This is a genomic window from Amycolatopsis keratiniphila, from assembly GCF_000400635.2.
GTDB classification, from domain to species: domain Bacteria; phylum Actinomycetota; class Actinomycetes; order Mycobacteriales; family Pseudonocardiaceae; genus Amycolatopsis; species Amycolatopsis keratiniphila.
Map to the genome: position 1 here is coordinate 7,244,828 of NC_021252.1, position 13,303 is coordinate 7,258,130.

The 13,303-nt window shown below is 69.1% G+C and carries 10 protein-coding genes; 6 read left to right on the forward strand and 4 right to left on the reverse strand.

Going from position 1 to position 13,303, the window contains the following annotated elements; translation table 11 throughout:
- Positions 1-57 precede the first annotated feature (57 nt).
- The gene (locus AORI_RS73255) at positions 58-408 is read right to left on the reverse strand and encodes a hypothetical protein (RefSeq protein WP_016336742.1); all 351 of its coding nucleotides are present in this window, start codon (positions 406-408) and stop codon (positions 58-60) included.
- Between the two features lie 230 nt (positions 409-638).
- Complete coding sequence (locus AORI_RS73260) at positions 639-1,823, reverse strand: kynureninase (protein ID WP_016336743.1); 1,185 nt, start codon at positions 1,821-1,823, stop codon at positions 639-641.
- 154 nt (positions 1,824-1,977) lie between these two features.
- Here AORI_RS73260 and AORI_RS73265 point away from each other — a divergent pair, with 154 nt between their 5' ends.
- Entirely contained in the window at positions 1,978-3,843 is a 1,866-nt protein-coding gene (locus AORI_RS73265; RefSeq protein ID WP_016336744.1) for an AMP-dependent synthetase/ligase, read from the forward strand.
- 107 nt (positions 3,844-3,950) lie between these two features.
- Positions 3,951-4,607 (forward strand): maleylpyruvate isomerase N-terminal domain-containing protein, encoded by a 657-nt coding sequence (locus tag AORI_RS73270; RefSeq protein ID WP_016336745.1) that lies wholly within the window; start codon positions 3,951-3,953, stop codon positions 4,605-4,607.
- A 153-nt stretch (positions 4,608-4,760) separates the two neighbouring features.
- Here AORI_RS73270 and AORI_RS73275 read toward each other — a convergent pair whose 3' ends face one another.
- Entirely contained in the window at positions 4,761-5,654 is an 894-nt protein-coding gene (locus tag AORI_RS73275; RefSeq protein ID WP_037342529.1) for an SDR family NAD(P)-dependent oxidoreductase, read from the reverse strand.
- Between the two features lie 371 nt (positions 5,655-6,025).
- Here AORI_RS73275 and AORI_RS73280 point away from each other — a divergent pair, with 371 nt between their 5' ends.
- A complete protein-coding gene (locus AORI_RS73280) occupies positions 6,026-7,240 on the forward strand; it encodes an MFS transporter (RefSeq protein WP_016336747.1) in 1,215 nt (404 codons plus the stop codon).
- 347 nt (positions 7,241-7,587) lie between these two features.
- Here the strand turns inward: AORI_RS73280 and AORI_RS84480 are convergent, their stop codons facing one another.
- Positions 7,588-7,782: a hypothetical protein gene (locus AORI_RS84480; protein ID WP_228688232.1), complete on the reverse strand. Its 195-nt coding sequence runs from the start codon at positions 7,780-7,782 to the stop codon at positions 7,588-7,590.
- A 66-nt stretch (positions 7,783-7,848) separates the two neighbouring features.
- Between AORI_RS84480 and AORI_RS73285 the strand changes: the two genes are divergently transcribed.
- From AORI_RS73285 to AORI_RS73295, 3 genes are all read left to right on the forward strand, one after another.
- Positions 7,849-9,063, forward strand: a complete 1,215-nt coding sequence (locus AORI_RS73285) for a GGDEF domain-containing protein (RefSeq protein ID WP_228688233.1) — start codon at positions 7,849-7,851, stop codon at positions 9,061-9,063.
- 76 nt (positions 9,064-9,139) lie between these two features.
- A complete protein-coding gene (locus AORI_RS73290) occupies positions 9,140-11,302 on the forward strand; it encodes a phospholipase A2 (RefSeq protein ID WP_043848344.1) in 2,163 nt (720 codons plus the stop codon).
- Between the two features lie 162 nt (positions 11,303-11,464).
- Positions 11,465-13,087, forward strand: coding sequence for an LCP family protein (locus AORI_RS73295; RefSeq protein WP_043848345.1), 1,623 nt, complete (start codon positions 11,465-11,467; stop codon positions 13,085-13,087).
- Positions 13,088-13,303 lie beyond the last annotated feature (216 nt).

Genomic DNA, 13,303 nt, shown 5'->3' on the forward strand with positions numbered 1-13,303 from the left:
TCGCAACGTCCGCGTCCCGGCCGAAAAGTCGACGAAAACTACTCGCCGTGACGTCGCTCACGCTTTCGGACCAGGGCTCCACATACCGTTCGGTTTGCGAACGACATCACCGCGGAGGAACGCCGTCGTAACACCGTTCGCTCCACGGAATCGAGAATTACCGACGCCTATCACCGGGGAATCGGCGAAATGATCTTCCTCGGGGCGGCCGAGCTCGTCGTCGATGAGCGCCTCGACCCGTCCGGACGCGTCCCGCAGCATCCGGACGCCCGCCCAGCACAGCGTCGCGACCCCGCAGATCAGGATCGCGACGAGAACCGTCTCCATCGGATACCGGGAGCCGAATTCGTTGAGCAGAAAACCGGAGGCGACACCGAAAACGGCGACGACGACATAGGCGAACGACACGATCCCCTCCTTCTCCAGGCGCCGTGGCCCGCGCCTCGCCGGTGAGACGGGCGGCGCGGGTTTTCCTTACGCCACAGGGGAAGGATCTACGTCACACTCGCGGCGAGAGCGAATGACGAGCCTAACAGCGAATTCGCGGAGGTTCTCCGGATCTCCCCCGCCGGGGCGAGGCGATCACCTATTTGCCACCCATTTCCGAATACGGTTCACCATTTTCACCACACCGGGTATCACTCCGCCCTCAGCTCCCGCAGCGTCGTGACGGCGCGGAGCACCTCGCCATAGGTGGTGTAGAGCGGGGCGAGCCCGAACCTCAGCACGTTGGGCGGGCGGAAGTCCCCGATCACCCCTCGGTCGATCAAGGCCGCCATCGTCTTGGCCGCGTCGTCGTCGAGCACCGAGACCTGGTGCCCACGGTCCCGGCCGCGCGGCGTCGGGATCTTCGCGCCGTCGAGGAGCTCGTCCGCGCACCGGAAGAAGAAGTCGCCGAGCGCGAGCCCCTTCTCCCGCAGCAGGCCGCGATCCACGCCGTCCCAGACGTCGAGTGCCGCGTCGAGCGCGAGCAGCGAAAGGATGTCGGGCGTGCCCGCGCGGCCGCGCGCGATACTCGCGTGCGCCTCGTACGCTCCCCGCATCGCGAACGGGTCGCGGTCGCCGGCCCAGCCCGCCAGCGGCTGGTCGAACCGGTCCAGCCATTTCGCCGCCACGTAAAGGAAAGCGGGCGATCCGGGGCCGCCGTTGAGGAACTTGTAGGTGCAGCCGACGGCGAGGTCGACGCCCGCCGCGTCCAGCTCGACCGGCAGCGCGCCGACGCTGTGGCAGAGGTCCCAGAGCGCCAGTGCTCCGGCGCGGTGCAGTGCCGCGGTCAGTTCGGCCATGTCGTGCGCACGACCGGTGACGTAGTCGACGTGGTTGATCAGCGCGACGGCCGTCCGCTCGCTCACCTGGGCGGGCATCTCCTCGGCGACGACCCGGCGCACCGTGCGCCCGGTCAGCCGGGCGGCCTCGTCGGCGATGTAGCCGTCGGTCGGGAAGGTGTCGGCGTCGACGAGGATCTCGTCGCGGCCCGGTCGGAGCCGGGTGGCGGCGACCAGCGCCTTGAACAGGTCGACACTCGTCGAGTCCGCCACGACGACCTGACCCGGCGCGGCGCCCACCAGCGGCGCGATCCGCTCGCCGACCCGCACCGGCGCCTCCCACCAGCCCTCCGACCAGGACCGGATGAGCCGTCCGCCCCACTGTTCACGGACGATCGCGGCGAGCCGTCCGGCCACGTGTTTCGGCGGGGCACCCAGCGAGTTGCCGTCGAAATAGGCGACATCGGTGTCGAGGTCGAATTCGTTTCGCTTGTGCGCCAACGGATCGGCCACGTCCAGCGCCGCGGCCTCGGCTACGAGGTCAGTCACGGCCACCATCGTCGGCGAGGGCGTTCCGGAAGTCCATGACTGACGCGGTGAAAACGGAAAAGGTGGACATTTCGCGTAGCGCAACCGTGGCCGCGATTCTCTATCCACCACTGCCGACAGCCCTTACAGTGTGCCTGATCAGGCAGCATCGAGGAGGCCAGCGTTGACCACCCAGCCGACCGTCGCCGAGCAGATCGAAGGCCAGACCATCCCCGCCCTGCTTCACCGCAACGCCCAGGAGTTCGGTGACCTGCCGGCGGTGACGTCACTCGACATCGAGGGCAAACCGACCCTGACCTGGGCCGAATTCCGCACCGCCATCGCGGAGGTGTCCCGCGGGCTCGCCGGGCTCGGGCTCGGCGTCCGCGACCGGATGCTGATCATGGCGCCGAGCAGCCCGGAACACCTGATCGCCGATCTCGCCGCCGCCCATCTCGGCGCGATCCCCTGCACCGCGTACGCGACGCTGAGCCCGGAGCAGATCGGGTTCGTCGCCCGGCACAGTGCCGCCGGCGTCGTCGTCCTCGCCGGTGCCGACGAACTCGGCCGCTGGTCGCAGGTCCTCGACGAGCTGCCCGCGCTGCGGCACATCGTGCTGCTCGACGCGTCCGTGATTCCCCAGGACGACAAGCGATTCCTGTCCTTCGCCGAGCTCCGCGCGGCGGGCGCCGAAGCCCACGCGGCCGACCCGGAGGCGTTCGAGACGGCGTGGTCCGCGATCACCCCGGACGACCCGCTGTCGATGATCTACACCTCCGGCACCACCGGCGACCCCAAGGGTGTCGTGCTGTCGCACCGCAACGCGATCTACCAGGCCGTCGCCGTCCAGAAGCTGCACGACTCTCCGATGCACGCCACGAACATCGCGTACCTGCCGCTCGCGCATATCGCCGAACGCGAACTGTCGATCTACATGCCGATCGTGTGGGCCGGGCACGTGCACACCGTCGCCGACCCGACGGGTGTCGTCGGCGCGCTGGGCCAAGTGCACCCGAAGAGCTTCTTCGGTGTCCCACGCGTGTGGGAAAAGATGGTGGCGGGCTTGAAGAACCTGCTCGGCTCGCTGCCGGAGGAGAAGCGGAACGGCCTGATCGCCGCGAACGAACTCCTGCAGCAGGGCTACAAACTCCGCAGTGACGGCAAGGAGGTGCCGCCGGAGCTCGCGGAGAAGATCGCGCAGACCGACGCGGCCGCGCTCGCGCCGGTGCGGGCGATGCTGGGCCTCGACCAGATCGAGGTCGCCTCCAGCGGCGCCGCCGCGCTGCCGGTGGAGATCCTGTACTTCATCGCCGGGCTCGGTGTCGAGATCCAGGAGGTCTGGGGGCTGTCCGAGACCACCGGCGCGGTCACGTCGAACACGCCGACGGCGTTCAAGGCCGGTTCGGTCGGCCGCCCGCTGGAAGGCATCGAGGTGAAGGTCGCCGAAGACGGCGAACTCCTCGTCCGCGGCGCCATCGTGTTCCTCGGCTACCTGCAGGCGGACGGCACGATCAAACCGGACGTCGACGCCGACGGCTGGCTCGCCACCGGCGACATCGGGACGATCGACGAACGCGGCTTCGTCACGATCACCGACCGCAAGAAGGAACTGATCATCACCTCGAGCGGCAAGAACATCGCCCCGACGAAGATCGAAGGGCTGCTCAAGGAGCACCCGCTGATCGGGCAGGCCGTCGCGATCGGCGAGAAACGGCCGTACGTCACGGCGCTGATCGTCGTCGACGACGAGATCGCGCCGGGCTGGGCGGCCGCGAACGGCATCCAGCTCGCCGAGGGCGAATCGCTCGCCGACAACGCCGAGGTCCGCGCGGAGATCGAGAAGGCCGTCGAGGCGGCGAACGCGCGGCTGGCCAGGATCGAGCAGATCAAGCGGTACCACGTGATCCCCAAGGCGTGGACACCGGAAAGCGGCGAGGTGACGCCGACCTTGAAGCTGAAGCGGCGGATCATCAACGACCGGTACGCGCCGACGATCGCGGACCTGTACGCGGCCGCCGCTCCCGAACCCGCCCCGGCCGCCGGTTCCTGATGTCCGTGAAGGCCTCCTTGAGGGACCCAGGGTCCCTCAAGGAGGCCTTCACGGACCGCGGCCGAAAGGAGTCGCGACCGGGAAGCGACCGCTGCTAACTTGCCGCCGTGGATCTCTTTTCCCGATCTTGGGCGGCGCTGCTCGCCGCCGTCGCCGAAACCCCCGACGAAGACTTCGACAAACCGTCCGGCTGCGCCGGCTGGCTGGTGCGGGATCTGGCGTGTCACCTGGTGATCGACGCCCAGGACGTGCTGATCACCCTCGCCACCCCCGCCGACACCGAACCGACGCGCAACGAGGTCACCTATTGGGAGGTGTCCGAGAAGCCGCCCACCGGTGAGGACGATCTCGACGCGCTGATCGTGCGGCTCGCCGCCGCGTACCAGGAACCGCGGCTGCTCAAGTTCCACCTCGACGACGTCGGTTCCGCCGCCGGCCGGGCCGCGACGCTCGCCGACCCGGCGGCCCGGGTCGCCACCCGCGACATCGTCCTGACCGCGGGCGACTTCCTTTCCGCGTACGTCCTGGAGTGGACGCTGCACCACCTCGACCTGGTCGCGCACCTCCCTCAGCTCGACGGCCCCGCCGCCGACGCCCTCGCCGAGACTCGCCGGATCATGGAGCGGCGCACCGGGGCGACGTTCCCGGCGTCGTTCTCCGACACCGACGCGCTGCTGGTCGGTACCGGCCGCCGTCAGCCGACGGACGCCGAGAAGGCCGCCCTCGGCGACTTGGCCGTGAAGCTCCCCTTCGTCATCGGCTGAACCGGACGTCACGCGTGATTGGACGGACGACACACGTGATCAGAGGGCGAACTCGCGTGATTGGAGGCGTTCCGCCTCCAATCACGTGAGTGCGCCGCCTGATCACGCGAGTTACGTCCCCAATCACGCGTGTCGTCCGTCTGATCACGTGGGTCAGGCCGTGCGGGTCGACTCGGTCCACTTGCGCAGCCGGGGCGGGACACGCTTTTCGAGGCCGTAGTTCTCCAGGTGCGCGCTGAAGACCTCGTCGAAGGCGCGCTGGACGGTCTCGGTGTCCCACACCGGCCGTTCGAGGATGGGCTGCTTCAGGTACGGCTGGCCCATGACGTGCAGTTGCGGCCCGTTGCAGCGGATCATCTGCCCGGTGATCCCGTCGGATCCGGAGCCGAGCAGGAAGAGCACGACCGGCGCGATCCGCGACGGCGTCCGGTCCGGCGGGCAGGCCCGCAGCGACCGTTCGGACTTCCACACCATCCGGGTGTGCGCGAGCGGGCAGACCGCGTTCACCCGGATCCCGCTTTCCTCCAGGTCGAGCGCCCAGGAGTAGGTCAGCGAAGCGACGGCGCCCTTGCTGGCGGCGTACACGCCGAGCTTGCGCTGACCCAGCGACGCACCCGACGAGATGTTGACGATCGAGCCCGGGGTGCCTCGCGAAACCATCGCCTTGATCGCCGCGAGCCCGGTGTACATGACGCCGAGGACGTTCACCTCGACCAGTTCGCGGGCCTGCTCGACGTCGTCCTCCCACGGCAGCGCCTCGTAGTTCAGCCCCGCGTTGTTGACCAGCCCGTCGATCGCGCCGAACTCCGCGAGGCAGAGGTCGACGATCTCCTGCGCCTGCTTCGGGTCGGCGACACTGTGCCCGCTGGCGACCGCCCTGCCGCCGAACCGGCGGATGTTCTCCGTCGTCCGTTCGGCCAGTTCGGCGTCGATGTCGTTGACCACGACGGCCCCGCCCGCCCTCGCGACGTGCACCGCGAACGCCTCGCCGAGGCCCCGTCCCGCCCCGGTCACGACGACGGCCTTGTCGTCGAGCAAACCGTTCATCGCCTTCACCCCTTTGACCCAGCCGGCCTCCACCTCCAGGCCGGTCTCTACTCAGTGTTGGCCCATTCGGCCCAACCGGAACGTCGGCGGCGGCGAACGGCGGCCCGGCTGCGCCGAGCGAGGGCGGGGCGATCGGCGCGCAGATACCCACGGGCGAGTCAGGCCGTCATCACCCACCGGTCAGACGGCGTAGCCCGATCGGCCCAACAGGCGAAGGATCGGCCGGTCTTCTGTTCGTCTCCCTGTAGCCGGAGGCATACTGAACGTTGTCCGGCGGGACGGCAACTGTGACTCCCTCGCTGACCACGTAACACGGCAGGCAAGAATGCGAGGAAAGCAAGTTCACCCGATCGGGGGGAGGTGGTCACGCAGTGAAGATGAACGCGGCGCCGCGGATGACCGCCGCCCTGGCGAACCGCGAGTTCCGCGCACTCTGGCTCGCCGAGGTGCAGTCCCTCATCGGGGATCAGCTCACCATCGTCGCGCTGGCGATCCTCGTCTACGACCGGACAGGCTCCGCGTTGCTCTCCGCGGTGGTCTACTCCCTGACCTTCCTGCCCGCGCTGGCCGGCGGTCTCGGCCTCTCGCAGCTGGCCGACCGCTACCCGAGGCGCACCGTCCTCGTCGTCTCGTCCCTGATCCAAGGCATGCTGATCGCGATCATGGCGATCCCCGGCACCCCGCTCGCCCTGTTGTGCGGGCTGGTGGTGCTGGCGCGGCTCGTGAACGCGCCCGGCAACGCGGCGCAGAACGCGCTCACCCGCGAGGTGTTCACCGACGACGACCTCTATCTCAAGAGCCAGGACATCCGGGGTATCTCCACCAACACCGCGATGCTGCTCGGCCTGGCGGGCGGCGGCCTGCTGGTGTCGCAGGTCGGGGTGAGCTGGGCGCTGGCGCTGGACGCCGCGACGTTCCTGCTGAGCGCGGCCGTCGTCCGCTTCTCCGTCTCCCGGCGGGCGGCGGCGTCCGACGGCACCGGCAGCTGGTTCGGCGCGGTGAAGCAGGTCTTCGGCAACCGCCATCTGCGGGTGCTGATCTGGTTCTCGTGGCTGGTCGGCCTGGCCGTCATCCCCGAAGGGCTGGCCGCGCCGCTCGCCGCGGAGATGGGCGTGGGGAAACAGGCCGTCGGCTGGTTGCTGGCCGCCGATCCGCTCGGGTTCGTGATCGGGGCGTTCCTGCTGTCCCGGTTCGTCTCCGCGGAACAACGACGGAAGCTGCTGGGCGTGCTGGCGGCACTACCGATGGTCGCCCTGATCGCCTTCGCGCTCGAGCCGGGGCTGATTCCGGCACTGCTGCTGCTGGCGGCGGCGGGTGCCGCGGGGGCGTACCTGATCACGGTGAGCGCCACGTTCATCACGTGGGTCCCGAACGAACTCCGGGGCGGTGCGGGTGGGGTGTACCGCACGGGTTTGCGGGTGGCTCAAGGAATAGGGGCGGGACTCGGCGGGCTCGCCGCCGATCGGCTCGGGGCGGCGACCTCGGCCATCGCGCTGGCAGGCGTGGTCGGCCTGCTGCTGGCCGTACTGGTCGCGCTCAGCTGGGGGCACATCAACGGAACCAGTCCGGAACCGTTGCCGTCATGAGGAATCCACAAGGGACACTGCTTCCACGCTCAGACCTTCGGCACATGGGCGAAAAGAAACGACTCTCGATCAGAAGTCACGGCTCGACACTGTCCGACACCTCCCGGCCACCTCGTTGCTGCGAACTAATACCTTGCCCGGGCTCAGAAGTCACGACTGGACACTATCCGTCACCCCTTCCGCGACGCGTCTCGAAAAACATTCAGCAACCAAGATCAGAAATCACGGGACACGATTGCCACCTCCGGTCCGTGTTCGCGGGCACCCTTGCCGGTGTCGGACAACTGTTGCGATGGGATGATACCGGCCGTGGAATACGAACGGTGTATCAGTCGGTACCGGTGAGATTACTCAGCCGTGCCGTCCGGGCGGAAAAGAGGTAGCAATTGCCAGCCGAGACCGGCGACCGTCGCCAGCACGGTGACGGCACCGGCGACCTTGACGACGCAACGGCGACGGCCGCCGCGGACAGCGGTGTACCGGTGACCGAACGCGGGCAGGCAAGCCCGGAAGGTGACCAGGCCGGACCTCCGCGGCGCCATCCCTACGATCCCAGGGCCTGGGCGCTGTGGCAGCGGCCCAAGCGGTTCATCGTGTTCCTTTTCGCGATGGAGGCCATCGGAATCGCGATCATGGTCGTCGCGACGATGAATTCCGCGAATCCGGGAAGAATCGACTGGGTTCGTTTCGCCATTCTCGCCGTCGGCGCGACGGCGCATATTCAGCTCACCCAGCGCCAAGAGGAAAGGCGGCGCGACCGGAGCCGCACCGTTCTCATCGACCTCACCGCGGTATGGACATTTCCGGCCGCGGTCATCCTGCCGCTTTCGCTGACGCTTTCCATCATCGCGATCGTCCGGATCCAGCATTGGTTCATCGCCCGGCGGCCCGCGCACAACTTCGTGTTCTCGTCGGTCACCCACGGCGTTTCGGTGACACTGGCATCGCTCACCTTCGCCGCATTCGGACCGCATGAATGGGGAAGGATTTCCGGCTGGGACACCCTCGGCGAGTTCGGTGTCCTGATCGTCACCGGGATGGTCTTCGAAGCGGTGCAGATCGCCTACATCGGCGGCATCCTCGCGATCGGCTCGCCGAAGCGGCCGTCGATGTCCACCGTGCTCGGCAACACGGCCGACAACCTGCTGGAGGCCATCACGATCGGCCTCGGCGCGGTCACCGCGGTACTGCTGTTGATCATGCCACCGATGGTGATCGTGATGGCCGTGGTGACAGTGGTGTTCAATCGCCTCGCCGAGATCGACCAACTGCAAAACGACGCGCGCACGGACCCGAAAACCGGTGTTCTCAACATGCGCGGATGGTCGGAGTCGGCCGAACGGGCGCTCGGCAGGACTGCCCGATCGGACGACAACCTGGCCCTTCTGATGATTGATCTCGACCACTTCAAGTGGATTAACGACACATATGGACACCCGGCGGGTGACGACGTCCTCCGCGATGTGGCGCGGAAATTGGACGAGGTCACCCGGCCCGCCGACGTCATCGGCCGGTTCGGCGGCGAGGAATTCCTCGTACTCCTGCCGGATATCGACGAAACGGCGGCCAAACTCGCCGCCGAGCGAGTGCGCAGCGCTATCGCCGAACTGCATATAGTGACTACCGACAAAAGGGGCAGCCGGGTGACCATCTCGGGCCGCACCACCTCGATCGGGGCGGCCTTGTTCCCTCGTCACGGTGAATCCCTGGAGGAACTCCTGCACGCCTCCGACGCCGCCGTCTACGTGGCCAAGGAGAACGGCCGGAACCAGGTGCGTTTCGCCCAGGACGTCGACCGGCCCGCTCCTCCGCCGGTCACCTGACTCAGGGACACCCGGTGGGTGAACCCGGGGGTTATCCGGATGTCGGCTCCGATCGGCGGATGGCACCCTTGACGCCATGCCAGCGACAGCCGACGCCGCCGCTCGTCCTGCCCGGATCCGGCGGCCATGGTCGACTTCGGGCTGGTTACTGCTGGTCACCGTGCTGGTGTTCGGTTTCGGTCTGATCGCGTCACGGCCGGCCTCGCCGCCGGACCAGGGGCCACCGACGGGTGATCTCCTCGCCGCGCAGAACGCGGTCGACGCGCTGGTGCGGCCGGGCCCGGTCGAGAACGTGATCGCCGAACTGCCCGCCGACTTCACCGCGGTCAGCGGCATCACCCCGGGGGTGATGACGGCGCGGGACGGCACCGTGCGCGCCGTCCACACCGACGGCGGTTGCTCGGCGCCCTGGGGCGACGACAACACCAAGTGGGATTACGCGGTCCCCTGCAAGGCCCACGACCTGGGCTACGACATCCTCCGCTACGCCGAGCGCAAAGGGCATCCGCTCGGACAGGAGGCCAGGGCCGCGCTCGACGACCGGCTCTCCGCCGACATGCACAACGCCTGCGTCCTCAACCCGATGGACTCACGCGGCACCTGCGACGTCGTCGCTTCCCTCTATACCGCCGGGCTGGTGCTCAACTCGTGGCATCAACGCTGGGGGCCGCCGGTCGGCGACCCTCTCGGCCCGATGATCGTCGGCGTGCTGGTGATCGGCGCGCTGCTGGTGTTCCGCCTCCGCGGCTGGGTCCGCAACCGCCGGGCCACCGTCACGCTCCCCAGCGAACCGCGGCCGGTCGTCCCGGTCGGCCGATGGGCGTTGCTCGGGGTCGCCGGTGTCGTGTTCATGGTGCTCGGCGAGTCCGCCGTCGCGCTCGCGCACTGGGCGGGGGCGCCGGAGCGGTCGTTGTGGCCGTTCACCTGGCTCGCCCAGCTCTGTCCGCTCATCTTCTTCGCGGTCGGCCGGATCAACGAGGCCGGCTGGCGGTCGATCCGCGCGAGCGGCGGCCGCTACCCCCAGTACCTCGCCGACCGGGCGAGCCCGCTGCTGCGCCCGGCGCTGATCTTCGCCGTGGTCGCACTGGTCGTCCCCCTCGCGCTGGAAGTGCTGGGGATCCCGACGGGTACGAACGCCACGGTCATGCGGATCGCGCTGCACCCGCTCTGGCTGCTCGGCGTCTTCCTGCTGACCGTCGTCCTCGCGCCGGCGCTGCTGGCGCTGTATCACCGGGCACGGGCCGTCTCCGTCACCGGGCTGCTGGCACTGACCTTGGCGAGCGAGGCGGCCGCGCAGTGGTCCGGCTCGGCCGTCCCCCGCTACGCGGAGACGCTGTTCCTCGCCCTGTTCGTCCAGCAGCTGGCGTTCGCCCACGCCGACGGTGCCCGCCTGTCGCGCGCCGCCCTCGTGGCGACGGCGTTCACCGGCGCCGCCGGACTGGGCCTCACGGTCGCCGTCCGCGGCGAAGGACCGATGCTGCTCGGCGGCCCCGGCGCCCCGGCCGCGTTGTCGGGCCCGCCGTGGGGTGTGCTCCTGCTCGGCCTGGTGCAGCTCGCGCTCCTCGGCCTGCTCGCCCGGCCGCTGGCCCGGCTCGGTGAACGCCCGGCGGTCACCGCGGCCACGCGCCTCGTCCTGCGTGCCCCGATGAGCCTGTACCTCGGCTTCCTGTCCGCGATGCTGCTGCTCGTGGCGGTCGTCTACCTGCCGGGGCCGTTCGTGGACGGGCTCAGCTGGCTGGCCCGGCCGAGGGTCCTGCTCGCGATGGCCCTGCTGGCCGTGCCCGCCGTGCTCGTCTTCTGGTGGTTCGAGCGCCATTCGGGACCGCAGCAGCGGACGGTCGACGAGCCCGGCCTGCGGGCCATGGTGTTCTGCCGCGCGGCGGCGACGGTCGGGATGGCGTACGCGATGCTCGGCGTGTTCGGGTTCGCGCTGACCCGGTTCGGCGGCGCGTCCGCCGACGCCGACCTCCTCGGAATCCGGTTCGGCCCGGTCCAGAGCCTGGTCAACCTGCTGCTCGGGGTGTACCTGCTGCACACCGTGCGCACCGGCACGAGCCGGATGACCGGGACCTGGCTGGTCTGCGCGATCGCGTGCGCGCCGCCCCTGATGACCGCCCTCGAAGGCGAGCGGGTGAGCGCCGCCTCCGTCGCGCTGCCGGTGGCGACGATCGTCGTCGCGATGCTCGCGGCGGCCGCCACGCTGGTCCCCGCCCGCGCGGCCCGGCGTGTCCTTCCCTGAACCACACAGCGCTGACCAGGCGATTTCCGTACCCTGGAGAGGAAACCGGTGGTGCGTGCCACATCTTCGGGGGGATGTGTAATCCTGCGACAACCCGCAACAGGCACCATGCGTCCCTTGAAGAGACCGTCGAACCGGTAACGACCAGAAGGAGCAGACCGCGTGGAGTACCCGCCTCGGAATGGGCATGGGGATCGACGTCCCGCCCGGCCTAGGCAGGACGCGCCCGGACGCGTTCCTTCCCGCCCGGCCCCGCCTCGTGGTGCCCGCCCGGTACCCGCCCGTCAGGCTGCGGGCCAGCCGCCCCGGCGCCCGGCCCCGCGACGCAAGTCGTTCCGCGGCCCCAAGATCGCCCTCGGCCTCGTTTCGCTGCTGGTGATGGGCCTGACCGGGTACGCGTGGGCCGCGATGGACGGCCTGACCTTCGCGAACGTCGGCATCGGCGCGGACGAAGGCGAGAAGCCCGCCGACGGCGCCCGCGACATCCTGCTCGTCGGCCTCGACAGCCGCACGGACGCACAGGGCAACCCGCTGTCGAAGGAAGTGCTGGCCCAGCTGCGCGCCGGGCAGGCCGACGGCGAGCTGAACACCGACTCGCTGATCTTCGTGCACATCCCGAACGACGGCTCCAAGGCCGTCGCGATCTCGCTCCCGCGCGACTCCTACGTCGACATCCCCGGCGGCTTCGGCAAGCACAAGATCAACTCCGCCTACGCCCGCGCGATGCTCGACGAGCGCAAGAAGCTGCAGGAAGACGGCGTCTCCGACCCGAAGGAACTCGACCAGAAGGCCAACGAGGCCGGCGCGAAGACGCTGATCAAGACGGTCGAGCAACTGACCGGCTCGACCATCGACAACTACGCCGCCATCAACCTGCTGGGCTTCAGCGAGATCACGCAGGCCATCGGCGGGGTCGACGTCTGCCTCAACGACGACGTCAACGACCAGTTCTCCGGCGCGAAGTTCACCAAGGGCCCGCACACCATCTCCGGGGTCGAGGCGCTCGGCTTCGTCCGGCAGCGGCACGGGCTGCCGCGCGGTGACCTCGACCGGGTCGTCCGGCAGCAGGTGTTCATGGCCGGGATGGCGCGGAAGGTGCTCTCGGCGGGCACGCTCGCGAACCCCGGCAAGCTCAACGACCTGATCACGGCCATCAAGAAGTCGGTCGTGCTCAACCAGAACTGGGACGTCTTCGGGTTCGCGCAGCAGATGAAGAGCCTGACCGGCGGCCAGCTCGAGTTCCGGACGATCCCGATCGTCAACATCGAGTACAAGACCCCGAACGACGGCGTCGCCATCCAGGTCGACCCGAAGCAGGTCAAGAGCTTCGTCCAGGGGCTCGCCGGCCCGCAGCCCGGCGAACAGCAGCAGGCGCCGCCAGCCGAGTCGCCGAACAAGGCGACCACGGTCGACGTCCGCAACTCCACGAACCGGGACGGGCTGGCCTCGTCGGTGCTGAAGCAGCTCGTCGACAAGGGCTTCACCGCGGGCGACACGGCCACCGCGAGCGCGCGCAAGAAGACGGTGGTCTGGGTCGCCAAGGGCGAGAAGGCGGCGGGCCAGGCGGTCGCCGACGCACTCGGCGGCAACCCGACCGTCCAAGAGGACAAGAGTGTCGAGGCCGGGCACGTGACGGTGTTCCTCGGCTCGGACTTCAAGGCGCCGAGCGGCGCCGAGGGCTCCGGTTCCTCGCAGAACGCCGCCGGTTCGTCGGCCGCGGCGCCGCCGCCCGAGCAGTCCGACCAGAAGCCGATCACCGCCGAAGGCGTGCCCTGCGTCAACTGACGCGGCGCGGCTCGTCCTGGCTCAGGGTGTCGCGAAAGCCACCGAAACGGCCCCTCCAACCGCCGTTCGTTCACCCATTCGGCCCAGCGAGCCAAAATCGATAGGAAAACCACCCCCGAAACCGCGTAAGAGCGGCGCCCCTGCCGACTTTCATACACGTGAGCGCGCTCGTCCCGGGTTTTGTCACATGGGGCGGGCGGTGGAGAAGGTTGGCAA